At 49.9% G+C, this 26,278-nt stretch carries 20 protein-coding genes and 1 tRNA gene; 7 read left to right on the top strand and 14 right to left on the bottom strand.

Annotated features, from left to right (window positions below; genetic code table 11):
* Positions 1-42: 42 nt before the first annotated feature.
* Genes galK through ACN0TT_RS08135 form a run of 3 tightly spaced genes read left to right on the top strand, consistent with a single transcriptional unit; the run spans position 43 to position 2,659 of the window.
* On the top strand, positions 43-1,197 hold the full coding sequence (gene galK, locus ACN0TT_RS08145; protein ID WP_417761652.1) for a galactokinase: 1,155 nt from the start codon (positions 43-45) through the stop codon (positions 1,195-1,197).
* A 43-nt stretch (positions 1,198-1,240) separates the two neighbouring features.
* Positions 1,241-2,260, top strand: a complete 1,020-nt coding sequence (locus ACN0TT_RS08140; RefSeq protein WP_417761651.1) for an aldose epimerase family protein — start codon at positions 1,241-1,243, stop codon at positions 2,258-2,260.
* 3 nt (positions 2,261-2,263) lie between these two features.
* On the top strand, positions 2,264-2,659 hold the full coding sequence (locus ACN0TT_RS08135) for a DUF2391 family protein (RefSeq protein WP_417761650.1): 396 nt from the start codon (positions 2,264-2,266) through the stop codon (positions 2,657-2,659).
* 20 nt (positions 2,660-2,679) lie between these two features.
* On the opposite strand, the gene ACN0TT_RS08130 is transcribed toward ACN0TT_RS08135, so the two are convergent.
* The 3 genes from ACN0TT_RS08130 to fdhD form a co-directional block, all read right to left on the bottom strand.
* A complete protein-coding gene (locus ACN0TT_RS08130; protein WP_417761649.1) occupies positions 2,680-3,120 on the bottom strand; it encodes a hypothetical protein in 441 nt (146 codons plus the stop codon).
* A 412-nt stretch (positions 3,121-3,532) separates the two neighbouring features.
* Complete coding sequence (locus tag ACN0TT_RS08125) at positions 3,533-4,519, bottom strand: NAD(P)H-quinone oxidoreductase (protein WP_417761648.1); 987 nt, start codon at positions 4,517-4,519, stop codon at positions 3,533-3,535.
* A 152-nt stretch (positions 4,520-4,671) separates the two neighbouring features.
* Entirely contained in the window at positions 4,672-5,517 is an 846-nt protein-coding gene (gene fdhD / locus ACN0TT_RS08120; RefSeq protein WP_417761647.1) for a formate dehydrogenase accessory sulfurtransferase FdhD, read from the bottom strand.
* A 141-nt stretch (positions 5,518-5,658) separates the two neighbouring features.
* Here fdhD and ACN0TT_RS08115 point away from each other — a divergent pair.
* A tRNA-Sec gene (locus tag ACN0TT_RS08115) sits at positions 5,659-5,753 on the top strand.
* Here ACN0TT_RS08115 and selB read toward each other — a convergent pair.
* The 7 genes from selB to yghU all read right to left on the bottom strand — a co-directional run bounded on the left by selB (position 5,738) and on the right by yghU (position 16,208).
* The gene (gene selB / locus ACN0TT_RS08110) at positions 5,738-7,639 is read right to left on the bottom strand and encodes a selenocysteine-specific translation elongation factor (protein ID WP_417761646.1); all 1,902 of its coding nucleotides are present in this window, start codon (positions 7,637-7,639) and stop codon (positions 5,738-5,740) included. The two genes, ACN0TT_RS08115 and selB, sit on opposite strands and share 16 nt — an antisense overlap.
* Positions 7,636-9,057 (bottom strand): L-seryl-tRNA(Sec) selenium transferase, encoded by a 1,422-nt coding sequence (gene selA / locus ACN0TT_RS08105; protein WP_417761645.1) that lies wholly within the window; start codon positions 9,055-9,057, stop codon positions 7,636-7,638. Before selA ends, selB begins: the two co-directional genes overlap by 4 nt.
* A gap of 52 nt (positions 9,058-9,109) precedes the next feature.
* On the bottom strand, positions 9,110-10,012 hold the full coding sequence (gene fdhE / locus ACN0TT_RS08100) for a formate dehydrogenase accessory protein FdhE (RefSeq protein ID WP_417761644.1): 903 nt from the start codon (positions 10,010-10,012) through the stop codon (positions 9,110-9,112).
* Positions 10,013-10,017: 5 nt separating this feature from the next.
* Positions 10,018-10,644: a formate dehydrogenase subunit gamma gene (locus ACN0TT_RS08095; RefSeq protein WP_417761643.1), complete on the bottom strand. Its 627-nt coding sequence runs from the start codon at positions 10,642-10,644 to the stop codon at positions 10,018-10,020.
* Positions 10,641-11,540 carry a formate dehydrogenase subunit beta gene (gene fdxH, locus ACN0TT_RS08090; RefSeq protein ID WP_417761642.1) on the bottom strand — a complete coding sequence of 300 codons (900 nt, stop codon included), beginning with the start codon at positions 11,538-11,540 and terminating at the stop codon, positions 10,641-10,643. The genes ACN0TT_RS08095 and fdxH overlap by 4 nt, the downstream gene beginning before the upstream one ends.
* Before the next feature lie 2 nt (positions 11,541-11,542).
* Complete coding sequence (fdnG, locus tag ACN0TT_RS08085; protein WP_417761773.1) at positions 11,543-14,557, bottom strand: formate dehydrogenase-N subunit alpha; 3,015 nt, start codon at positions 14,555-14,557, stop codon at positions 11,543-11,545.
* 787 nt (positions 14,558-15,344) lie between these two features.
* On the bottom strand, positions 15,345-16,208 hold the full coding sequence (yghU, locus tag ACN0TT_RS08080) for a glutathione-dependent disulfide-bond oxidoreductase (RefSeq protein WP_417761641.1): 864 nt from the start codon (positions 16,206-16,208) through the stop codon (positions 15,345-15,347).
* A 344-nt stretch (positions 16,209-16,552) separates the two neighbouring features.
* On the opposite strand from yghU, the gene ACN0TT_RS08075 reads away from it, so the two are divergent.
* Entirely contained in the window at positions 16,553-17,578 is a 1,026-nt protein-coding gene (locus ACN0TT_RS08075; protein WP_417761640.1) for a family 43 glycosylhydrolase, read from the top strand.
* 167 nt (positions 17,579-17,745) lie between these two features.
* On the opposite strand, the gene ACN0TT_RS08070 is transcribed toward ACN0TT_RS08075, so the two are convergent.
* A complete protein-coding gene (locus ACN0TT_RS08070; protein WP_417761639.1) occupies positions 17,746-20,076 on the bottom strand; it encodes a S9 family peptidase in 2,331 nt (776 codons plus the stop codon).
* A gap of 237 nt (positions 20,077-20,313) precedes the next feature.
* Between ACN0TT_RS08070 and ACN0TT_RS08065 the strand changes: the two genes are divergently transcribed.
* The gene (locus ACN0TT_RS08065; protein WP_417761638.1) at positions 20,314-23,061 is read left to right on the top strand and encodes a M14 family metallopeptidase; all 2,748 of its coding nucleotides are present in this window, start codon (positions 20,314-20,316) and stop codon (positions 23,059-23,061) included.
* 677 nt (positions 23,062-23,738) lie between these two features.
* Here the strand turns inward: ACN0TT_RS08065 and ACN0TT_RS08060 are convergent.
* The gene (locus tag ACN0TT_RS08060; protein ID WP_417761637.1) at positions 23,739-24,452 is read right to left on the bottom strand and encodes a hypothetical protein; all 714 of its coding nucleotides are present in this window, start codon (positions 24,450-24,452) and stop codon (positions 23,739-23,741) included.
* Between the two features lie 125 nt (positions 24,453-24,577).
* Positions 24,578-25,039 carry a hypothetical protein gene (locus tag ACN0TT_RS08055; protein WP_417761636.1) on the bottom strand — a complete coding sequence of 154 codons (462 nt, stop codon included), beginning with the start codon at positions 25,037-25,039 and terminating at the stop codon, positions 24,578-24,580.
* Between the two features lie 393 nt (positions 25,040-25,432).
* On the opposite strand from ACN0TT_RS08055, the gene ACN0TT_RS08050 reads away from it, so the two are divergent.
* Positions 25,433-25,975 (top strand): hypothetical protein, encoded by a 543-nt coding sequence (locus ACN0TT_RS08050; RefSeq protein WP_417761635.1) that lies wholly within the window; start codon positions 25,433-25,435, stop codon positions 25,973-25,975.
* 76 nt (positions 25,976-26,051) lie between these two features.
* Here ACN0TT_RS08050 and ACN0TT_RS08045 read toward each other — a convergent pair.
* On the bottom strand, positions 26,052-26,278 hold a 227-nt coding region (locus ACN0TT_RS08045; RefSeq protein WP_417761634.1), incomplete at its 5' end, for a hypothetical protein.

Here is a 26,278-nt window from a genome sequence, read left to right as displayed (position 1 = left end):
TATTTATCTGTTTGTTGTTGAGTTAGCAGGATCTGCCTATCTATGTCCAATCCAGCCCCTAGTGCCACTAAATTATTCGTTAAAACCTTCGGAACTAAGCCAGATATGCTGTTTAGTGCACCGGCGCGGGTTAACTTGATGGGTGAGCATACCGATTACAATGACGGTTTTGTGTTGCCAGTAGCGATTAACTTTCACACCGTGATTGCTGTTAAGGTGCGCAAAGACACCCAGTTTCGTGCCATCTCCGACAGCTTCGACGATATTCGCCAATGGCAGTTTGGCGAAGAAGGCACCATGCATCCAGACGACGGTTGGGTTAACTATCTCAAAGGCTTCAGCTCCGCGGTGGCATTGACGGGCCTGCCCGCCAAAGGCTTAGACCTCGCCGTCGTCGGCAACGTGCCAGCCAATGCGGGACTGGCCGCTTCAGCCTCGCTAGAGATCGCTTTTGGCAGTGCCATCAACGATGCGAGCCAACTGCACCTGTCACCACTGGCGGTGGCGCAGCTAGCACAACGCGGTGAAAACCATTACGTTGGCCATGCGTGCGGCATCATGGATCACATCACTAGCGCTATGGCCGAAGAGGAATGTGCGCTGCTGATCGATTGTATGGATCTTGAATGCCAGCCAGTGAAAATTCCTGATGAACTCAGTTTGATGTTGATTAACTCCGGGCTGCCATCAGTGCAGCATAGTGAAGAGTTCAATCTACGTCGCCAGCAATGTGAACAGGTGGCGCAGCATTTTGGCCTTAACAGCCTACGTGACTTGAGCCTAGATAAACTGACCGCAGCACAAGCCGAGTTAGACTCAGAGGCTTATCGCCGCGCGCACCATGTGGTGACCGAAAATACTCGCACTCAACAGATGGCACGCGCCCTTACCCGCAGCAACGTGGCGAAGATTTCTCAGCTCATGGCAGAAAGCCACGCCTCGATGCGCGACGATTTTGGCACCAGTGTTCCCGCCATTGATATGCTAGTTGATCTGGTACAACAGCGGGTTGGCAGTCGTGGCGGCGTGCGTCTTGCAGGAAAAGGCTTTGGCGGTTGTGTCGTAGCGTTAGTTGAGCATGAACTTACTGATGAAGTGATCGCCATCGTTGAACAACAATATCAAGCACAAAGCGGCTTAGAAGCCAGTATCTACCTATGTAGCCCGTGTGCTGGAGCCAGCAGAATCGAAAAATAGCGGTTGAAGGAGTCGTGACCGCTCACCTCAAGAAGGAGTCACAATGGTACGTTGCACCGTTTTAGCACCATGGCAAGATCCACGCGGCGGCGAAGTTGAACGCGTTCGTATCGACAATGGCACTATCGCCATTGAGGTGCTGAGTTTAGGTGCTATTATTCGTAAGTTGTGGGTGCCAGATAAGCGCGGTAACCGCGCTAATATTGTCCTCGGCTGTGACTCTGTCGCCGATTATCTCGCTCAAGAAGCTTGGCTAGGCAGCGTCGCTGGCCGCTACAGCAACCGTATCAAAGATGGCTTAATCACTCACCAAGGCCAGCAATACCAATTAAATACCAACCTACAAGGCAACTGCCTGCATGGTGGCGCCGAAGGCTTTCATCGCCGTCAGTGGCATATTGGTCTATTGCCTGACGGTGTGCGACTAACCATGCTCAGCCCCGATGGCGATATGGGCTTTCCCGGCAACTGCCGCGTGCAGTTGGATTATCGCCTCGTGCATAACAATCTATATGTGGAGTTTACTGCCGCAACTGACAAAACCAGCCCGATCAGTTTGACCCAACACAGCTATTTTAATCTGGATAACAGTGACAGCATTGAGTCCCATACGCTGCAAATATGGGCCGACAAGCTGCTGGTGCCCGACCAGCGTAAGCTACCGATTGATGTCAAAGCCGTGAGCGGCACCGATTTTGACCTACAGCAACCACAGCAGATTGCCGCAATTTTAGCGAAACCAGCCTTGCATGGTGATGGACTTGATCATTGCTATCAACTGCCCAAAGACTCAGCCCTGTATAAAGCGGCGCAGTTGACTACGCCACAATCGGGGCGACGTCTAACGCTATACACCAATCAACCAGGATTGCAGGTGTATACCGGCAACTATATTGCGGGCACTATGGGGAGCCATGGGCAACGACTCAAAGCCCATCAAGCAATGTGTCTTGAACCACAGATGTTGCCCGATTCGCCCAATCAACCGCAGCTAGGCGATCCTTGGATTCTGCCCAATGCGCTGTATCATCACATCAGTCGCTATAAATTTGATTGTATTTAATCCATGAATTTTCACTTTAACGGCGAAGATGCCGGACAGATAGTCATCGGTGCATTTGCACTGTCAGTGCCGATTGCGTTTTCAGAAGAGTCTTGGCATTTAGCGCAGACGTTACCTTTAGGCAATATGGCGCTAGTGGTGTTGCTCAGCTTGGGGTTTATCGCGCTGTTTGCTTACCAAAGCGTGTTCCAAGCTAATGTGGTGCGGCGTCTAGGGGTGTTTTGGCTGCGGGTTATCTTCGCTTATTTACTGACGTTAGCCGTCGTGAGTGTGGTGCTGATAGCGTTAGATAAGTGGCCAATGATGGCAGAACCATTATTGGCCATTAAGCGGACATTGCTGATTGCCATGCCCGCTTCGATGGGAGCGATTATTGTCGATAGCTTCGATAAAGAATAATCAGGGATTGCCCCTAACTATTACTCATCGTAATCATTGCCATCCCAATCGTCGCCACTGTCTTCATCATAGTCATCACCGCTGGCGGTTACGTCAACGTCGCTGTCGTCGTCATCCATTTGCGGCTCAGGTTTTGCCTTGCGGCTGCTAGCTGGCGCAGTATCTTTGATATTGGCCAGATTGATGCGCGACTGCTGTTTTGCCATAAAAGCAGAACGTGCAGACTTCCAGTCACCACCGAATTCGCTTTCCGCAGCTTTACGCTGATCGTCACCCAACTCATAGAGATTGGGTTTAACGATATCTTCTACATATTCCACAATCGCTTTGCGTTGGGTGTTGTAGAGGAATACGCGGCCAGGAGCAGCCTCGGGTAACTGATTATCATGGATGACGACTACGTTGCCGCGCGCGGTTCTCAGCTCGCCATACCAAACTTGTTTTTTAGCAGTGTTATACATATATGCCAATACCCTTAAATCAACACATATACCAAATTTTGTGAGCAAATAACGTGCCTTTCCAGCAAGTGTGTACTCGTGCAACAGCGCAGTATCCCGGGAGTAAATTCGTTGTTGCAACCTGAATAAAACCCTTCACGGAACCCGGCAAAACTCAGTCACAACTTTCACAATAATAGCAGTGGTTGTTGCGGCCAGTTTCAGAGTGCGAATTTAGCCTAAAAATTCTGGAACGCAAACGAATTTATGCGATAAAAAACCAATTACTGATATTAATGCCGCATTTTTACCATACCGCTACCGCAAGATGACCTTTTTGAGAACAGTTTGTCCTGTATTAAGGAAGGAGAAAGGATAAGATTGCTGGCTGACTAGCCAACCATAGAGCAAGTACCATACCATGCGGTGGTGGTTAACCAAGCTGCAATACAATTTTGCCTTGGTGCTCACCAGATTCCATTAACTGATGCGCCTTCGCCGCTTGTGCCAATGGCAGTTCAGCATACAAATGTGGTTTCAACTGTCCTTGTGCTAACAACGGCCACACTCGCTCAGCGAGCTGCGCCGCAATTGCTGCCTTCTGTGCCACGGTTTGTGGCCGCAAGGTCGACCCCGTCCACAAGATACGCTTAAACATCAACATGCCCACATCCACCTCGGCCATGCGGCCTTGGCGACATGCAATCGACACCATCCGGCCATCTTGCGCCAACACCTTCAAGTTACGGTTGATGTAATCGGCACCAATCATATCGAGTACCAGTTGTACGCCGTTGTTCTGGGTAAATTGGTTTACCTGCTCAACAAAGTCTTGCTCACGATAGTTAATCGCTAGGTCGGCGCCAAGCGACTCACAATACGCCTGCTTATCTGCCGAGCCACAAGTGACAATCACCTTAGCCCCAAAGGCTTTGGCTAACGAAATGGCACTCGAACCGATACCGCCACTACCGCCGTGGATCAGCACAGTTTCATCGGCCTGCAAACCGCCGCGCATAAACAAGTTATGCCACACAGTGAAATAGGTTTCTGGCAAGGCCGCCGCTTCGCTCATGCGCCAACCATGAGGCACAGGCAAACAATGGGCTGACCACGTAAGCACGTACTCACTGTAGCCACCACCGGGCACCAGCGCGCACACTTTATCACCCACCTGCCAACGGGTTTCACCATCAGCAACAGCAGCAATCTCTCCCGCCACTTCAAGGCCAAGAATGGGTGAAGCATCGGCCGGCGGTGGGTAGCTGCCTTGGCGCTGATAAATATCGGGGCCATTGACGCCCGCAGCGGCCACTTTAATCACTACTTGGCCAGCTTGCGGTGCCCCTATCTCTCCCGTGGTCAACTGCATGACGTCAGGTAAACCTGGGGTAGTAAAAACGATCTGCTGACAACGCATGCGCGACTCCTTACTTGCTATAGATAATGTGCATCTATGGTAACGCTCAAAGCAAGTGATACAAGCGTAGTGACCCTATGTGCCATCGGCTTGCTGCGGTTTAGCAAACAAAAAAGGATGCCGCAGCATCCCTTTAAGTCATTTTTGGCGGCTTACTCGCACTCAGCCAGCGCTGGCGTTAATGGTGCTTCGTGCAGCTTTAAGCGGTGTGGATGGGTATAAACGGTGGCGCGGCCGTGACGGCAAAAGCCCACTAAGGTGATTTTGCTTTGCTCAGCGACTTCTGCGGCTAAGGCAGTCACGGCGGAGATAGCAAACAGCACTTCAACGCCTGCGCTCGCCGCCTTTTGTACCATCTCAAAACTGGCGCGACTGGTCAGCAAAACGGCGGCAGGTTTTTCCGCGTTACGCTGCGAAAAAGTGCCAATTAATTTATCCATCGCAATATGGCGACCAATATCTTCATGGGCGTAGATAACATCACCAGCCAAATTAATACCAAAGGCGGCATGCGTGGCGCCGGTTATTTCATAATTGCGTTGAAACTCTTTAATTTTTAATAAAACATCAGGCAATAATGCTAAATCAAAGTTAACCGTATTGGGCACTTCTTTAATAGGTTTAACCGCTTCGTCTAACTGAGCAACACCACACAAACCACACCCGGTACGGCCCGCCATGCTACGACGTTGTTCTTTCAAAGCCATAAAGCAACGCTGGGTGATTTCGATGTTAACAATCACGCCATTTTCAACGTGTTCAATATCAACACCTTTGATTTCATTAATATTTGATACGATACGTTCAGAGATAGTGAAACCAATGGCAAAGGCTTCAATGTCTTCCGGCGTGGCCAGCATTACCGTGTGGGAGATACCGTTATACACCAGTGCAATTCGCACTTCATTGGCGAGGGTATTGCTTCGCTCTGATATAACGTCACGGTCAACGAGGGTGATATTTCGTTCAACTGTTACTTCTTTTGAAACTTCCAACATAAGCACCCTCTAAATTTAACATTTATATAAACGCAAGTGTTCTTTAAATAAAATAAGAACTGTTTCACAAACACATCAGCTAATTAAGTTTTAGCGTTGCTTAAAATACCACAACTCTCTATTATACAGCGGTCTTTTGATGGAAGAACGTCGTCTCCGGTGAGGCGTCCGGATTTCAAATCCGGGTGGGGCTGCCAGCAGTCCCGGGTAGGTTCGACTCCTATGTTCTTCCGCCACTTTCCACTAAGCTAGCCGCAAACACGGTAGCGTCCCGCAATTCTCTGCTATTCGCCCGATATTTTCTGCGAGTAAAACCACAGCGATCAAGAAACTCTAGCAGTTGAATGCTCACTTTACGCCCTAAGCCCACCATCTCTTTAAATTCGGCGGTTGCTAACTCTGGCTGTTCGGCAAAGTGCTGCCGCAGCATTTCAGCAATCTGCTGCAGCTGCTCGGTCAGCATGTAGCGGTCTTTGACCACGGCGGTCAAATAGCCTTGCTGCACCACTTGTAGGCATAACGGTCGAATATCACTGGCCGGCATGTCGAGTTGCTCCGCCATGTCGGTGACCCACACTGGACTGCGCTGCTCACTCAGCCACGGCAAAATTTGCTGCCAGAACTGCTCAGCAGCCGCAGACATCTGCTGTTTATGTTCAGCCAATAGCAGCAAAGAGCCACGTTTTAACACTCGGTGTTGCTGATGTAAATCCTCAACGATCGCGAGTGCGACGGCATCAGGCATCGTACTGTGCGCCATCCGCAGCAAGCGATGCAGCCCAACGCCGGGTTGATCGGGATGCTGTTCATGAAAACTCGCCAGCGTATCGAGCAACAACTGTTGTTGCTGTTGATACAGTGGCGGGGACACCACCCAGTCACCAATCGCATGTAGCGATTGCGTCAGTACAAGCATGGCCACCCCACGCTCATTAAGCTGCCAACGCCATGCCAAGGCCTGCTTTTGCATGGCAGTGGTGCGCAGCAGTAGCTCGACTTCGTCACTCATATGTTGGCAATTTGCCAAGGCGCTAAGCAGCTCAAGCCGACTGTCGCTGCGTTTTTTACGGCTAGGGACGTCCAATGCCAATACGCGCGCGCCGCCGATGGTCTCTTTAGCGCTGGCATGACGTAACACGATGGTGTCGTTCTGCGCCAATAACAGTGGCTGTTCGAGGATCAATTCTGCCAGCTGGAAGCCATTATGGGTGCTATCCGTTAGCAGTGATAAACGCGCTAAACAGTGCTCGCCGCCGTGATGGCAATGCACACTTTGCCAATGGCTTACTGGTGAAAATGTGGATAAGGCCACCACCGGACGATCACAAGGCGTCGGTTGTTCGATGGCGCTGAGCCAATCGCCGCGCGCGGGTAAGCGGTGATGGTCGGTGCCCGTTAAATTGAGCGCAACACGGCAACCTGCGGTGGCGTGTTGCTGCTCCTGCCCTTGGCTATGCAAACCACGCACTCGCAACATACCTTGTTGCGCCGAGCTATAGAGCATATCGCCGACCCGAATTTCACCGCTGATCACGGTGCCCGTGACCACACACCCCGCCCCTTTCACAGTAAAGGCACGGTCCAGTGGCATACGAAATGCCTTGGCGGGGTGTTCACTGGCGTCTTCTTGCAGTTGTTCCAAATGCTGCTTGAGCGCTGCAACACCCTCGCCGGAAACCGACGATACCGCAAACACTTGGTCTGTATGCAACTGGTACTGCGCCAGCAGTGCCTTACCTTGTTGACGAACTTCATCGACGCGTGCGGCGTCGACCATATCAATTTTGGTCAGCGCGATGGTCAAACTCTGTAGCGGCAGTAGTGATAAAATCTCTAAGTGCTCACGCGTTTGCGGCATCACGCCGTCATCACAGGCCAAAATCAATAGCGCATGACGGGCGTGACTGACGCCCACCAGCATGTTGTTGATAAATTTTTCGTGCCCTGGCACATCAATAAACGCCAAACGCTTGCCGTCGGGCAGATCCATAAAGGCATAACCGAGATCGATGGTCATGCCGCGGCGTTTTTCTTCCGGCAAACGGTCAGCATCGATACCTGTCAGCGCACGCAGTAGCGAGGTCTTGCCATGGTCGACATGGCCAGCGGTGACCACAATCATACTGGCGCTCCCAACTGGGCTAAGTTGGCTAATAGCTGCTCAAAATTATCGGCACCGCGCAGATCGAGCAGCAGTTGGTCATTGGCGATGCGGCCAATAATCGGCTGTTCAAACGACTTAAAGTGGCGTTCAAGTTCAGTCAAAGTCGCGCCAGCTTGGGCACTAAATGCCAAAGCGGCCGATGCTAAATAGGTGTCAGGTTGTGAGCCGCTGCCCACTTGGGTTTGGCACGGAATGGCGCGCAGGTGATAATGCGGGGCAAACAGCGGTCTCAGGGCAGCAACAAAGCGCTCCGCTTGGCGGCAGAGCTCCGCTTCGGTACGAGCAAATTTCGCCATGATCGGCAGCTGACGGTCGAGCGTTTCTGGATTGAGGTAATGCAATAAGGTAGCTTCAAGTGCCGCGAGAATCAGCTTATCACAACGCAGGGCACGCTTGAGCGGATGCTTCTGCAACTTATCAATCAACGCTTGTTTCCCCACAATCAAACCAGACTGCGGCCCACCCAGCAGTTTGTCGCCGGAGAAGCTGACCAGATCAACGCCATCAGCCAGCATCTGTTGTGGCATTGGCTCTTGTTTCAAACCAAAGCGACGCAGATCGGTCAACGCACCGCTGCCGAGATCGGAGATCAACGGAATACCACGCTCACGACACAACTTGCCTAAGGTGGCTTCATCGACTGCGGAGGTAAAGCCTTGAATATGGTAGTTACTGGTGTGCACTTTCATGATCGCACCAGTATTTTCGGTAATCGCCTCTTCGTAGTCGCGCAGATGCGTACGGTTGGTGGCCCCCACTTCAACTAACGTGCAGCCCGCTTGGCGCATGATGTCAGGAATACGAAACGCGCCGCCAATCTCCACCAGCTCCCCGCGCGAGACAATCACCTCTTTACCAGCACACACCGCCGATAACATCAGCAAGACTGCCGCGGCGTTGTTATTCACGACACAGCAAGCTTCGGCGCCAGTGAGGCGATGAATAAGATTGCTTACTGCATTATCGCGGTGGCCGCGCTTACCCGCTTCAATCTCAAACTCCAACGGCGTGGCGTGGCGCATCACTTGAGTCACCGCCTTAATGGCCGCTTCCGACTGCTGCGAGCGGCCGAGATTGGTATGTAAAATCGTGCCAGTGAGGTTGTGCACCGGGCGCAAACTCAGCTGGTGTTGTTGCTGTAGATGTTGAGCCAAATACTCAAAAGTCGCAGCGGTATTCGCCAGCCACTGTGGCAGACGTTGCTCAGTAGCGATCAACGCTCGCGCATGCGCTAGCAGTTGGTTAATCGCCTCTTTCACGGCATCTTTACCATACTGCGTCAACAATGCATTGCTAGCTTCCGCCGCCAGTAAACTGTCTACAGAAGGCAAGGCGCGATATAAGCTAGCTGGCGTGTCAAATACTTGGGTCATCATGTACAACTCAAAGAGAAAATGGCGTGGCCGCAAGCAGCCACGCCATGAACGTTTAGTCAGCTTCGTGAGCTAACAACAGTGGGTTTACCGTCGTCGCACTGTAACCTTGTTCGCTTAATTGCGCGTCCAGTCCCAGTGATGCCAAATCGTCGGCTACCGCATCAATTTGCGGTGACTTAGTGACAAACAACATCTTGGTATAACCGTTACAGTCGTCGCAAGTTTCAATGCGCACCGCGGCTTGGTGGTCGTCAAATGACCACAGTTCCATCGCTTCTGATTGGTTACATGCGGTGCAATGCGCCCGCACATAGTGCCATTCAGTTTCACACAGACTGCAGTGCAGATAACGCAAGCCTTCACGCGGCTCTTCACGCACGACACTCGCCACCGGATGGCTGCCACAAACAGGACACAGGCTTTCTTGTTTGAGGGCACTCACATCCATACGGCTGATCAACGCTGGTGCCCAATGTGACCAATACAGCGACATGGCAGCCCAAATAAACAGGCTGTATTGCGCTGGCACTTCGCTGAATTTCCCTTGACGCAGGCTGTTGCCCCATTCAGCCCACTGATCAGGCGACTGCTGCATCAATTCACGGATAACTTCAGCCACATTGGCGGGTACCAACGGCAGCGCTTCGCTTAACAGCGTTTGCAACTGCGCTAACCAATAACGGTTATCATGGGTGTTGGCGACTGACATTGGCTGCTCTAGTGCAGCGTTCAGCTCAGGTGCTGGCCCCATATCGGTTTCAGCTAACTTTGCTTGAACGCCCACTAATGAGCTGCACAACTTCAGGTAATCTGCCAGCGGAGAATCCTCCGCTAAAGTTTGCAGACGCTTGGCCCGATGACGGTACAGCGCTGCAGGCTTAGCCGGTAACACAGGTTTCAGCGCTAACGGTGACGGGTCAATCGGCATTACGGGGATATCGCTGGCATTACTCACAGCTGTTACTCCTTATCTTCGTGTTCTTTCGCCATCAATGGATGATGTTTACGCGCCCAAGCCAAAGAGACTTTGCCGTACAACATACCGGTGATAGACCCTTCTACCCAGGTAGCCATCCAGAAATGCACTATGACAAAAACCAACATGCCTACGGCACATAATGCGTGGATCAGAATTGCCCAGCTCACCGAGTCAGAATCAAAATATGGCGCAAAGTACGGCTGCCACATCATGATGCCGGTCACGATCAGTGCGAGGGTAAAGACCACGAAGGCACGGAACAGAATTTTCTGACCTGGGTTGTAGTGACCTATAGGCGGAATATTCTCTTCATCCTCAAACATCACCGCCTTGATCGACTTGAACCAAGCGATGTCGGTTTTTTCCCATTTGTTATGGTGGTAGTAACGCACCAACATCAGCAACAACGGTAGGCACATCATCAAGCCTGCAATAGGATGAGAAAAGCGTGCCAGTTGCGGCGTGCCAGAAATCGCACCTAACCACTGGAATGATGGATAAAAGAAAGAAAAACCAGTCAAAAACGTTACCAGACCAGCCGCCACGATGAACCAGTGGCAGATACGGTCAAACAACTTATGACGCACGATCATTTTCTGCTTTTTCATTTGTTGTCCTCCTCGTGGTCTTCAGCACGATAGCCCGGTTGATCTTCCTCAACGATGTTACGACCTACAGTGATACGGTGCAGCAATGCCACGCCGGCGGTCGCCAGAATACCCGCAGTACCCAATGGCTTGAGCACGTCTTGCCACAATTCAGTGGAGACTTTGATCTGTGGATCTTTTGGCATGTCGTAGCTTTCTGGGTCGTTGATGTCATGCATGATCATCACCATCCCAGTGCCACCAACGCCTTCTGGGTTATAGATACCCGCGTTGGTGAAACCACGATCTTTCAACTCGGCCACGCGTTTTTCTGCATAAAACAGCATATCTTCGCGAGTACCGAATCGCAGTGCGCCGGTGGTACAGGTTTTCACGCACGATGGCTCAAGGCCAACGGCGGTACGGTCTGAACACAAGGTGCACTTGTAGGCTTTGTTGTCTACTGGGTTAATTTTTGGAATGTCGAACGGACACGCACTGGCGCAATAGCCGCAACCAATACATTTGTCAGAATCGAAATCCACAGTGCCATTGGCGTGTTGCACAATAGCGCCCGCAGTAGAACACGCTTTCAAACAACCTGGGTCGGCACAGTGCATACATGCACTGTGAGTAAACTGCCAACGTAGCTTGCCTTGATCTTCGATCTCGTTGTACTTCATCAAGGTCCAGCATTCCGGAGAGAGAGAAGCTGGATTTTGATAAGAACCTTGGAAAGAGCCAACCTCTTCCCGCAGATCGTTCCACTCGGAACAAGCTACCTGACAGGCTTTACAACCGTTACATTTGGTGGCATCAAACAGTTTGGCAACTTGTTTAACGCCGCCTACCCGAGCTTGCGCTGCTGGGGTGACCGCTGAGGTACCCGAACGTCGAATAATATCTTGTGTTGCCATTATCAGACCTCCGCCTTCTCAACGTTCACCAAGAACGCTTTGTACTCAGGTACGCCAGTGTTGGCGTCACCCATTTCTGTGGTCAGCACGTTACAGGTATAAGCTTTTTTGGTCAGGGCGTTATGGCTGCCGTGACGAGGAATACCTAAGGTATGTACTACTTGACCGTTCACGTTCAATGGACGCAGACGCTTAGTCACCAAAGCTTTAGTGAAGATGTGGCCACGTTTTGAGCTCACTTTCACCAAATCGCCGTTCTTGATGCCTTTTTCTGCCGCCAATTGCTCGTTCATTTCCACAAAGGTCTCTGGCATTGAGATCGCCGCCAAACGGCAGTGCGTAGTCCAGAAGTTAAAGTGTTCAGTCAACGAGTAAGTGGTACAGGCGTACGGGAATTCCTCTTTAGTACCAATAGTGTCTTTCACGCCTTCAAACCAACGCAGCACTGGGCTGTGGATGACTTTAGGGTGCAGAGGGTTAGTACCAATAGGTGATTCCACTGGCTCGTAGTGTTCAGGGAACGGACCTTCTTTCAGCAGTTTCAGGGCGAACAGACGGCCGACACCTTCAGCTTGCATGATGAATGGGTGCGCACTGTCTTGCGGGTTCAGCTTGGCGTTGAAGTCAGGTACGTCGATACCTTCCCACTTGCCGTCTTTCCACTCAACGATAGTACGTTTTGGATCCCATGGTTTACCGTTCACGTCACAAGAAGCACGGTTGTACAGTACACGACGGTTCATCGGCCATGCGAAGGCCCAGCCCGGAGTGATACCTTTGCCTGATGGGTCATGGTTATCACGACGATCCATCTGGTTGCCTTGCTCGGTCCAAGAACCGGCATACAACCAGCAACCACAAGCGGTGCTACCATCGGCTTTCAGTTCAGCAAAGCTGCTGACCTGACGACCAGTGTTCACATCGTAACCGTTCAACTCTTTGGTCAGCTCAATTGAGCTTGGGTTGTGCTTGTCGGTGTATTCCCAGTTAACCGCTTTCACTGGTTCAGGCAGTTTACCGTCCTCTTCTGCATAGAGTTTTTTCAGCTCCATCAGAATGCCAGAAACGATCTCTGAGTCAGCCATCGCTTCGCCCGGTGCGTTAGCGCCTTTATAGTGCCATTGCATCCAGCGACCAGAGTTAACGATTGACCCTTCCTCTTCCGCAAAACAGGTAGTAGGCAGACGGAATACTTCAGTCTGGATACTGGCGGTATCGACTTCGTTGTAGCCCGGCTCGTTTTGCCAGAAGGTGGCAGTTTCAGATGACAAGTTATCCAGCACGACCAAGTATTTCAGTTGGCTCAGTGCTTTCAAGTTCTTGTTACGGTTAGGCATTGAGTTAATCGCGTTAACCCCTTGCACGATACAACCGTTGATCTGACCGCGGTACATCATGTCGAGATATTTACCGAAGTCATACATCTGATCCCATTTCGGCATCCAGTCATAACCGAAGTCGTTTTCTGGAGTGGCGTTTTCGCCCCAGAATGCTTTCAGCAGAGATACATAGAAGCTAGGGTAATTTTTCCAATAGTTGGTTTGACCTGGACGCAAAGGTTTAGGCGTATGCGCCGCCAAGTGGTCAGCCAAAGTGGGTTCTTTATCGCTCGGCAGTTTGACGTAACCAGGCAAGCTCTGCGCCAGCAGACCCATGTCGGTTGCGCCCTGTACGTTAGCGTGACCACGCAGTGCGTTAACACCACCACCCAATTGACCAATGTTACCCAGCATCAACTGCACCATAGCCATGGTACGGATGTTCTGTGCGCCTTTACTGTGGTGGGTCCAGCCCAACGCGTACATAAAGGTGGCAACGCGATCTTTAGTGTGAGTACTCGCAATCGCGTCACAAACCACTTGGTAGTCTTCTACAGGCGTACCAGTGATGTTGCTAACGGTGTCGAAGTCGTAACGTTCTACGTGCTGTTTCAGCAAGTTCCAAACGCAACGCGGATGCTCAAGGGTTTCATCCACTTTGGCATAGCCATCTTCGTCGAGTTGATAGAACCAAGATTCTTTGTTGTAGTCGCCTTTCTCTTCATCGAAACCAGAGAACAAGCCGTCGTGGAAGTCAAAGTCATCACGCACCAGATAGCTGGCGTTGGTGTACGCTTTCACATAGTCAAAGTTAACTTGGTTGGTGGAGATCAAATAGCGGATCACACCCAGAAGGAACGCAATGTCAGTTCCTGAGCGGATTGGGGCATAGTGATCGGCCAAAGATGCGCTACGGTTGAAACGAGGGTCAACCACAACCAGTTTGGCATTATTATGTTGCATAGCTTCTGTAACCCAGCCAAAGCCGACAGGGTGAGCTTCTGCAGCGTTACCGCCCATAATAATCACTACGTTAGAATTTTTGATGTCGATCCAGTGGTTGGTCATGGCACCACGCCCAAATGTTGGAGCAAGACTTGCTACCGTTGGGGAGTGTCAGTTACGTGCAATGGTATCGATGGCAACTAAGCCGAGTGAACGTGCAAACTTTTGGGTTGCAATGCCACTCTCGTTGGACATACCTGATGACGTCATCATACCGGTAGTCAACCAACGGTTTACTGTTACGCCATCAGCGTTCTTCTCAATTAAGTTCGCATCACGGTCATCCTTCATCAAGCGACCAATGCGCGCGAAGGCTTCTTCCCAGCTGATACGTTGCCACTTGTTGCTACCCGGAGCACGATACTCTGGATACTCTAAGCGGTGTGGACTGTTCACATAGTCCACTAGGCCTGCACCTTTAGGGCACAGTGCGCCACGGTTTACCGGATGGTCGGCATCACCTTCAATATGGAAAATTGCATGTTCAGAGTTCTTACCACCGCTGCCTTGGCTATACATCAGCAGGCCACAACCTACCGAGCAATACGGGCAGTTGTTGCGGGTTTCTTTGGCTCTGAGCAGCTTAAATTCTCGCACTGCGGCGTAGGCCTTTTCGGACATCAATCCCAGCGCTGAAATCGCTGAGGTTGCCGCTCCGGCCGCGCACAGTTTGAAAAACTGTCGTCTGTTCATTGTCATCTCACACACTCTCTTTAGTTATGTGCTCTCCAACTGCAGCTTCACGACTGCAGACAAGAATAAGGCGCATTAAGCGATACCCTTACTCACAACGTGATTATCCTAAAAACAGACGATAGATAACAAATTATGACATGTGACATTAATCACACCTGGTAGTTAGAAACATAAACAACTAATATGTGAAATAATATCTACATAAAAACCTATGTATTTATAAAAACTAAGCATTAACTATAGATTTAAGGCGTTTCACTCTATGGACATATTGTCTATTGAAAACGGCCTGTTTTGACCAATATGCACCAGCCACGATGTAAATGAGTGACATCGATCACTAATTTCTGGCTCTTTGGCTACTATTGCTGCTTTTATGAGTGATTTTTCAAATGAGATACAGATCACATTTCGATAAATTCGCCCTGCCAAATCCAGCGCACTAGGCCAACATCATGCACGTCTTCAGACGTCATCACATCCCCCCCAACAACGCACAGCGTTAGTCAAAAGTAGGCCAAGCACACCAAAGCGCCGCATAAAATATCGCGATAAGGCGGTGCAATAATTGCTTACTGATTAACAAGCGGAAGAGAAAATAGCGATGTTTGCCTCCTGCTTGGGACAAACCGTTGAACAGCGAGGATGCAAGGCACACATCAGTTAAAGACGGTACAAATCAATCCAACGTGTCACGCAGACGTATCGCAAAGCGCCTTATAACGTAGAACCGAGCATCCGCACCACTCCAAGCTGGCGTGGTGGGCGGCGGCTCACTCGAGTATTAGTTAGGCTTCAGTGCTAACACCCGATCAATATCGGCAGCACTATGACGTTCAGGCAGTTGTTCCCACGGCTCACCAGTGCCGCGATTAACGATACGACCGCGCTGCACTGCGGGACGAGCTTCAATCTGGTGCGCCCAGCGCACCACGTGCTGGTAGGTATGCACTTGTAAAAACTCAGCGGCATCATATGCCCTGCCTAACACTAGATTGCCGTACCAAGGCCAGATCGCCATATCGGCAATGGTGTATTGCTCACCCGCAACATAAGTATTGTTAGCCAGCTGTTTATCTAGCACATCTAACTGGCGCTTCACCTCCATAGCGAATCGATTAATCGGATACTCCTGCTTCTCATCGGCATACGCATAGAAGTGACCAAAACCACCGCCTAAAAATGGTGCCGAACCCTGCGCCCAAAACAGCCAGTTAAATGTTTGCGTTCTCGCTGGGCCGCTAGCGGGTAAAAACTGGCCAAATTTCTCAGCGAGGTGCACCAGAATCGACGCCGATTCAAACACGTTAACTGGCTCATCACCGGAGTTATCAACCATCGCAGGAATTTTGGAATTGGGATTAACCGCCACAAACCCTGATGAGAATTGATCTGACTCACCAATGTTGATGAGGAAGGCATCATACTCGGCCTCTTTAATGCCCAGCGCTAACAACTCCTCAAACAGAATAGTGACCTTTTGCCCGTTGGGCGTAGCTAACGAATAGAGTTGAAATGGGTGCTTGCCCACCGGTAATGCGCGCTCAAATCTTGCGCCAGCCTCAGGGCGATTGATATTGGCCCATTGGTTACCCGAGCTGGGTTCGTTGCTCCAGATTTTAGGCGGTACATAGTGCTTGTCGCTCATAGAAATCCCCCTTCTGTGACAATTTGTTGAGTAGCTAAATAGTAAGCACCCTCCATGTTACCCATTTATTTTTCTGGTGCAAACAATCAGTAACCACATGAAAATTAACAATTATAACCAAATTGCAGAGGTATTAAAGACGTTCAATAGCCAACCGCATTCAGCTAGCGCAATTTGCGCTAGTGCACAGTTCGACTTTAATAGCGATACCCTTATTATTAATACAATATTAACATTGGTAATTCAGCATACGTAGAAAGCGATCTGCGGAGTCTGGCAGCCTGCGCTGGCAGCCAACGTTATTCGCATCATCTGTTAACTCACAGCAAAAAATGAGGAACCTAATGCCCATTCTTCGCCGAACATGCTCCTTGGCAGTCAAACTGCTGCCAGTGCTAATGCTCAGTTTCAGCAATGCGCAAGCTAACGATAATCTGAATATTGATAATCCGATTGTGCCGCAAGCCGCCGATCCCTTTATCTACCGCGATGCCAGCACGGGTTGCTACAACATGATTGCCACCGCGCCTAAGTTCGACTATCTAGCGATTCGCCAAGCGTGTGAGCTGAATGATCTGAAGATCGCTGTGCCGAAAATCATCTGGCGTAAAAATGCCACAGGGCCGATGAGCGACACCATTTGGGCACCGGAGCTGCACCGCATTGATAACGTGTGGTACATCTATTTTGCTGCCGGTATCGCCAATCAGCCGGGCAATATCCGCATGTATGTGCTGTCCAACCCTAATCCCGATCCCACCCAAGGCAACTGGAAAGCCGAAGGCCGTATCAAAACCCCGTGGGATAGTTTCTCACTGGATGCCACCACCTTTGCTCACAATGGCAAACGCTACCTGATTTGGGCGCAACAAGACCAAGCCCGTAGCTACAACTCCGCGCTGTGGATTGCCGAAATGGACTCACCCACCAGCATTACTGGCCCAGTGGTCAAACTGAGCGAGCCAGCGCTGGATTGGGAAATCCAAGGCTATAAAGTCAATGAAGGCCCAGCGGTGATCGAACACAACGGCCGCGTGTTTGTGACCTACTCGGCCAGCGCGACAGACGAACGTTACGCCATGGGATTGTTGTGGGCAGATCCGGACAGCAACTTGCTCGATGCCAAAAGCTGGCATAAAAACCCAACGCCAGTATTCACCACCAACGCCACCGTTGGCCGCTATGGCCCCGGCCATAACAGCTTTGTGCTGGCCGAAGATGGTAAAACAAACTTAATGATCTACCACGCCCGAAACTATAAAGATCTGCGTGGTAATCCATTGACCGATCCAAACCGCCACGCCCGGGCGCGAGCGTTGTATTGGGATGCCAACGGCTTTCCCGTATTCCACCAAGAGCAAGGTGATTAAACTGTAAGCGATAAGCTGTAAGCGATAAGCGATAAGCTGTAAGCGATAAGCTGTAAGCGATAAGCTGTAAGCGATAAGCTGTAAGCGATAAGCTGTAAGCGATAAGCTGTAAGTAAAAGCCCCGCCAGAGATTGGCGGGGCTTTTACTTAGCTAAATCCGCAACAGGCTAGTGAGCGGCATCCGTTGCAGGCTTGAGATATTTCTCAAAGAACTCAGTCTTTAACGTCATCAGGTGCAGCGAGGTGCCGTCCCCCTCTGACAACGCATGAGTGCGGTTCGGATAAGACATAAACTCAAACTGCTTGTCGTGTTTCACCAGCTCGTTGATCAGCTTTTCTGTGCCTTGGTAATGCACATTGTCATCGCCAGTACCGTGCACCAGCAGCAAGTGACCAGTAAGGTTCTTAGCAAAGGTGATCGGCGAGGTTTGGGTGTAGCTGTCAGGGTCGGTTTTAGGGTTGCCCGAGTAACGTTCCTGATAGATCGAATCGTACAGGTGAATATCGGCCACCGGCGCAAATGCGGCACCCACTTTGAACTTATCACCGTGGCGGAACAGCAAGTTCAGCGTTGAGCTACCACCGCCAGAATGCCCCCACACGCCCACGCGCTCAGTATCGATCACGCTCCAACGTTTAGCCATTGCATCAAGCGCATCCACTTGATCGCGCACGGTAATGCTGCCGATCTTTTTATAGATCGATTTACGCCAGTCACGGCCTTTCGGTGCGCGAGTGCCCCGGTTATCAATCGACGCCATAATAAAGCCGCGTTGCGCCATCATGCTCGACCACAGATAGTTATTGCCGCCCCAACGGTCTTGCACGGTTGAGCCCCAAGGCTCGCCGTAAACGTAGAAAATAATCGGGTATTTTTTACTTGGGTCCATGTGTGGCGGGAACATGATCCAACCATCTAACGCCACGCCATCGCGGGCATTCACTTGAAAGAACTGATGCTGCGGCAGATCCACCTTCGCCAACTTAGCTTTCAGCTCGGCGTTATCGGTCAGCGCTTTAATGGTTTGGTGACCCGCCACTTTGATGATTTCACTGCTGCTTGGCTGGTTAAAACGGCTGTGGCTGTGCATCGCCAAGCTGCCATCTTTCGAGATGTAATAGCTGTTGCTGCCTTGGAACGCTTGCGGCGTAAGACGCTCAGGTTTGCCGCTGCCATCTAAGTTGGCGCGAAACAGATAACGCGACTCAGGATGATCCGGCGAAGCGGTAAAGTACAAACTATTGGTCGCTTCGTTTAAGGTCAGCAGATCAACAATGTCATATTCGCCCGGCGTCAGATCAACCACGCTGTTGCCATCACGCGAGATGCGATACAGATGGCGCCAGCCGTCACGTTCACTGTGCCAAATAAAGTGGCTGCCATCTTTTTCCCACTCGGCGCTGTAATACCACTCCAAAAACGCATCATCGTGTTCGGTCAAAATGGTGTTGAGCTGCTGTTTTTTCCAATCAAACAAGCGCAACACATTGGTGTTTTGCGGCCGATTCACGTCTTGGATCATCACCGCTTCACTGGTGCCAGCCCAACTGATGCGCGGCACGTAGCGGTCGCGGTTATCGCCCGGCAGCGGTGCCCAGCGGGTTTTGGCATCGTTGACATTCACCACACCGATACGCACCGCCGAGTTTTGCTCGCCTGCTTTCGGGTACGGGAACTGCGTAATAGTCGGGTAAAGTGCATCGGTGTTGTTGATCATAGTGAACAGCTTGACACCGCTGCTATCGAGCTGCCAATAGGCGATATTCTGGCTGTCGGGGCTCCATTTGAAGCCATCACGAATGGTAAATTCCTCTTCATACACCCAATCAAAATGGCCGTTGATTAAGCTGTCGCTGCCATCAAAAGTCAGTTGCGTCACCTTGTGATTGGCGGCATCTTTGCCGGTAAGCGATTCCATAAAGATGTTGTTGTGCTGCACATACGCCACCCGCTGACTATCCGGCGAGAACTTGGCAAACATTAGCGAGGTCGCTTCTGGCTTAGCGCCGCCCAATTGATACAGCTGATCGGTTTTGAGGTTCAACACCCAAAAATCACCACGGCTACGGCTACGCCACACTTTTTGGCCATTGGTAAATACCAGCAGCCAGTTGCCGTCGTCCGACCAACGATAATCCTCAATGGTCAACGCTTCTTTGGCGTCTTTAGGGGTTAACTGCTCCAGCGACACCAGCACTTTGCGGCCAGAGCCATCGGCTTGATAAAACACAATATCGCTGCCTTTAACGCCATGTTCCTCTTCGGCGCCGGGCTTGGGCTTGTCGGCGTTTTTATCACGCGCCTCCAGCACGGTATAACCGCTGCCATCATCGAGCCAACGAAAGTACGGCGCGCGTTCGGGTTTGTAGGTTTTATCGTGAAATATCTGCTTTAAGGTCAGCATGGTTTTGCTCGAGGTTGCAGGCGTTACAGTGGCGCAGCCCGCTAACAGCGCTAACGCTGCGGCAGAGCCTGCCAGTAGATGAGTCAATTTCATAAGCGTGTGATAGCAATTATTTATGATGGTTATAAGCGAGCTCTATTGAGTATCACGTGCTCAAATCGCAAACAACGTTTGGCGACGCAAACTTAGTTAACAAATGTGTATCATCCCAATCACCCAGCCGACACATCAGGCCGCTTAGCGGTAATACTCGGTGACAATTCTTGCTTTGTCTGGCTGGTAACCTCTCGTTAGCATGATCGGCACAAATCATTCGAATAATTAAAAACAATGCCACTAAAAACCACTCTTATCGCCTCCTCCATTGTTGCCCTTTTGAGCCTTAGCAGTACCGCCGCTGTTGCCGCCCCATTGCAAGCAACCATCTCAGCCGACAGCAGCACCGCGTTATGGCCCAATGCCCAATACGCCACCGATATTCCGACCATCAAACAAGTGTTGGGTTACCACTTAGGTGAACGCATCACCAGCCACAGCGACATGCTGCGCTACTTTGAGGCGCTGGCAAAAGCTGCACCGGATCGCATCAAACTGTTTAACTACGGTAACAGTTGGGAAGGTCGTGAACTGATTTACGTGGCCATTGCTAAACCCGATACCTTGGCGCATCTGGAGCAGTTCAGCGCCAATATGCAACAGCTGGCTGACCCACGTAAAACCAACAAAGCGCAGGCTAAGCAGCTGATCAAACAACTGCCCTCTTCGGTGTGGTTAGAGCACAGCGTGCACGGCAATGAGATCAGCAGTACCGATGCGGCGATGATGACCGCCTATCACCTGCTAGCGAGCCAGCATGACGCGGTAGTGGATAAGATTTTGGCCAACACTGTGGTGTTTATCGACCCACTGCAAAACCCCGACGGCCGCATGCGCTTTGTGAACTTTTACTATCAAACCGTGGGCATGCTGCCCAGTGCCGACCGCCTGAGCGTGGAGCATAACGAGCCGTGGCCGCGCGGCCGTAGCAACCACTACCTGTTTGATATGAACCGCGATTGGTTGGCAATCACCCAACCTGAAACTGCCGGTCGCATCAAAGCCATGCTCAAATACAGGCCCAACATTGTGGTGGATTTGCACGAGATGCAAGGCGATGCCAGCTACTTCTTCGTACCGGCAGCCGATCCGTTCAACCCGCACATGAGCAAAACCCAAATCGCCAACAACACGCTGGTCGGTAAAAACAACGCCAAATACTTTGATGAGTTTGGCTTTGATTATTACACCCGCGAAGTGTTTGACGGTTTCTATCCCGGTTATGGCGACAGCTGGCCAACCTTCTACGGTGCCTCGTCTGCCACTTATGAAGTAGCTTCCGCCCGTGGCGACAAATACAAGAAATCCAACGGCGATATCCTCAGCTTTATCGACACCGTGAAAAAACACTTTGTCGCCTCCATTGCCACCGCCGAAACCGCCGCCGATCACCGTGAAAAACTGCTGACCGACTTCTATCAATATCAAGTCGATGCTATTGAAGCGGGTAAAGATGATGACGAGCGCAGCTTTATTCTGCCTGCCACTGACGACCGCGCAGGTAGCCACAAACTGGCGACCTTAATGGCCAAACACGGCGTTGAAGTGCGCCAAGCCGATAAAGCCTTCAGCGCCTGTGGTAAAGACTACAGCGCTGGCGCCTATGTGATTGATACCGCCCAACCGCGCGGCCGCTTTGTCAAAACCCTGTTCACCGAGCAAGTGGATATGGATAAACCGTTTTTGACCGAGCAAGAACGCCGCCGCGCCCGCAAACTGCACGACGAAATCTACGACGTTACCGCCTGGTCACTGCCGTTGATGTACAACGTCGACAGCAACACCTGTGACGATGCCATTGATGCCGCTAGCCACAGCGTGAGCGCCGATGCGCCACTGCCAGGCAAAGTGGTTAACCCACAAGCCAAAGTGGCGTACTTAGTACCGTGGGGCGATATGGCCAGTGGCCGCTTCCTCACCGCCGCACTGCGCCAAAACATTCGCGTAAAAAGTGCCGACAAAGCCTTTACCACTGGTGATAACCACAGCTACCCCGCAGGTTCGTTGATTGTCGAAGTCAAAGCCAACGACACAGATCTAGCGCACAAAATCCAACAGATTGCCGCTGACACTGGCGCACAAGTCACCGGCGTTGATTCCAGTTGGGTCATCAAAGGCCCGAACTTTGGTAGCGAAAACACCGTCACCATGAGCGCGCCCAAGGTCGCCATGGCATGGGACGAACCTACCAGCTCGCTCAATGCCGGTAACACTCGCTATGTGATTGAACAAGAGTTCAACTGGCCAGTTACCGCCATTCGCAGCGCGCAACTGGCAAGCGCGAATCTAAGCGATTACCAAGTGCTGATCTTGCCATCGGGCGATTACAGCCAAGCCTTGGGCGAAAGCGGCGCCGCTAACCTGAAAAACTGGGTAAAACAAGGCGGCGTACTGATCACCCTTGATGACGCCACCCGTTACGCATCCACACCAAAAGCAGGCTTGATTGATGTGCAGCAAGAACTGGCTTACCGCGCAGCCGACAAAGCCGACAGCAAAGATGCGGCACCAAGCGACAAAGCCGATGAAAAAAGCGACGACAACCGTGTAGCAGGCAGTTTGATCAAATCGAAAGATGAACTGATCAGCCGTATCGAAAACCCCAAAGAGCTGCCAGATCATGTCTCTGGCGTGTTAGCCAACGTGGAAGTTGACCAAGAGCACTGGCTCACCGCAGGCGTGAAGCCCGAAGTGGTGTCACTGGTCATCGGCAACGACATGTTCACCCCAATCAAACTGGCCTCCGGCAAAAACGTCGCCTGGTTTAGCGATGAAAAACACCTGCTTGCCAGCGGTTACATGTGGCAGCAAAACCGTAAGCAACTGGCCTACAAACCATTTTTGATTTACCAACCCACAGGTAAAGGTATGGTGATTGGTTACACCCAAGACCCAACCGCCCGTGGTTATCTGGATGGTTTGAATGTGATGTTGATGAATACCATCTTCCGTGCAGCGGCGCATGCTACGCCTTTGCGGTAAGGTGAGTGGTGCGATTGCGCATCGCACTTTTAGGTAAGACAAAAGCCCTCGGTGAGGGCTTTTTGTTTGCGCTTTCTGCGCAGAGGTAGTTGGTGGTGTTTGGATGTTTACAGTTTCCTGTTAGCACGTTGGTGCATCTTGCATCAGATGCGCTAAATCACCTGCGGTGGGCAATGCACAGATGATCCAGTGACACGCTGTGAACCCATCCTTGGGCGCTCGACCTCGGCATCCATGCCTCGGACGGTCACTGGTTCATCTGTGCTGGGAATTCTCGGAGTACACCTGCCACATTTGCGTTGTTTATAAGTCTCTACAGTCTGTTGGGTTTGCCATCTTCGCCAATCGCTCTGAGTCGGAATTCATTCCACAGTTTCGAGGCATCGACGTACAGGATGTACTAATGCCGTGGAGCACATGGATGATGCGAGAACGGCGAATGTCTCGATTGCTTGATGTCTGCCCAACGCACCTTCGCCGCGCCGAAGGGGAATTGGTGTTGCTTGATAGTTCTGTGTATTAAACACGGGGAATGAATGGATGTTTTCATATCAATTAACGCAAAGCTAAGTGGCTAACAAAAATGGAAAAAACCTAAATTAAACAAAACACCATAAACACTTAACTCAACCAAATTAAAAATGCCGTACGTTTGTTAGTCCGTCTTGAGCGCTTTGTTAGTTTACTTTTTCACCGAGCTTAACTATCGCCTCTATAGCTTTAATTCTAATTTTATTAAAACCACCAAAATAGGAAGGATGATACATTCTGATTGTTTGAGAAGGTAGACCCGCAGATTTGACCAGAGCAATTGCTCGCTTAGATACATTAATGTCCACCTCTTCAAATGAGGCATCTTTAAAATGGTGCTTAATGTCAGCATCCCGATTTGGGCCTGTGAGGAAAATTACGATATCAGGCTTAAAAGCTGATACTTCATGAGCAATCACTGAGAATTTATCACGCTCAATAGCACGAGCCTCTTCGCTCACGCCAGTTTTACTCATTGAACGACCTATTTTATTGATATTATTCCAACTAAAATAAACTGATTTTTCTGGGTACGATTTTTTTAGTTGCTTTTCAAAAAATCGGAACGCTTTCCAAAATGAGCTTTTCCCATAGCCTTTATAGAAATTCTTATGACAAAAAAATCTCTCATACACCGCTACTGTATCTTCGGGTTCGGGTAAAATCCCAAAACGGTCTCCCCAACCTTTTGTTTCTTGGCCAAAGATCATAACTCGAAGTTCAGCTTGATTTAATAAGTCTTCATCGAAAGTTATCAGGAATGGGTTAGTATATTTCGGAGCCTCCAGTTCAGAGAGACTATCAACCAGATCAGTCCATTTCGCTTTGTATTCCTCTAGTATATTTTGATTAATACTCATATTTTCCCTTGTAAACTAACGCTAAGCTCAATAGCCGAGCATTGGCACGTCATTTTGCTCTGTAAAATGCGTGACATTGCGAGGTCTATTGCAGCGCCTTGTTAAGCGTTTTTTCAAGCACTGAACTATTTTCTAGCCTTTGCTTCAGCGTCCAATTCTCTATTAATTTGCTCACATTCTGCTTTTGTTGGAGGAGTCCAACCATCAGGCTTAGTCTTCCATGGATTGATGCCTTCACATTCTAATAAACGAACTTTTCGTGGATCTTTCAACGCATCATTAAGTTGATGTATTGCTTTATCCAAGTTAGCCGAGTTACTTGTTGCTTGATGAGTATCCGAACTACATTTGGATACAGAAAAAATAACGGCTAATATAATTAGAATAAAAGTGAATTTTTGCACTTTACTAAGAAGGATTTTACCGCCCCTTTTTTGAAACGAACGCTTCTCTTTATAACTTAATCCTTTAGATTCATCTGGACTTAATTTCACATTTTTAAATGGCTTTTTACTTCCACAATTAGGACAACTCGTTGCCGTTATTGATATCTCTTTTTGGCAGTCATTACATTTAATTAATGGCATTGTGATTCCTATATGCTTATACGCTTAACAGTATATTAGACGACATGATGTCGGAATTAATCACGACACGATGTCGCATTTCACGCATTCTTACCGCTCAATTTATTCGCACATCTTACTGAACACAATAGAAAAATGTATAAGATTCGATCTAGAGAATGGTGAAAAAGCGACAGTCTGACAGAACCGCTGCAGAACATACGACATTGAGCTAAGGCGGCAGCTGTGATGGCAAGCGCGCCCGATTTTCCTCTCGGCGCGTGAAGGAATCTTGGGCAATATCAGGCAATGTATCGTTTTATAAGAAAAAATGATGGCTTACAGAGTGACTTTTTCCACGCAAGTCTATAAATTATCTAACGATATACTCTGTAATTTCTGGGAATAACTGTAATGATTTGGAGTATTTTCTCTTCCGCTAAACGCTACCCAGCAGTAGCTGTAGGTAAGGAAGATGGTTTTGTAGATCTAGCATTTACTATTTCAACTGCAAAAAAATATCAATCAGGCGCTTTTGAAATCGAAGTAAAAGGCAAATTGGAAGGTGCCAACGTCGGTTTTGCCATTGAGCTATTACCATCTTGGGAAGCAAACCCCATCGAAGGTGTTGCCAATTTCTATTGGGGGGAAGCATTTTTCAAAAGTACGGGGAGAGAGTCAGAGGCTTTTATAAGCGCGCTAGCGGATCTATATGGTGCAACCATTAGCCACATAGTTATTCCAAATAAAGTCTATGCCAAAGTAGTTGGCCTTGATTGTAATCCAGAGCAACTTGAAACAACGCCATGCCGTATGAAGTTCTTTTTTAATTCAGATGGTGCAGAGGAGCTATATTCTGAAGTTTTTATAAACGTTGATCTCGCTGCTAACATGCTCCAATTTAACGAAAAAGATGTAGGTTATCGTGCTCCACTACTACGGTCATTAATGCGATAACTGCTTAATTTACCTCAGCATTATAAATCCATAAACCCACGTATGATGTGACAGATTAACATCTGAGCTTCAGTATTTATCCATCGGCTGTTAACCTTTCAGCCTTATGCGCCAAACGCTGCATAACCGCCAAAAATCGGCTATTACCAAATAAACAGCGCTCCACTACGGTTTGATCTGATCCGATACTTTTGGACATCTCGCTAAGTGAGTAAACTCGCTTATTGAGGTGAAGTATGTCAACAAAGAAACCCCGCAAGATCCATACGCAAGAATTTAAAGCCGAAGCACTGAAGCTCGCTC

Source organism: Shewanella sp. (assembly GCF_048265805.1).
Taxonomy (GTDB): domain Bacteria; phylum Pseudomonadota; class Gammaproteobacteria; order Enterobacterales; family Shewanellaceae; genus Shewanella.
Note: the sequence above shows the minus strand (reverse complement) of the source record. Positions and strands in the feature narration are given on the sequence as shown.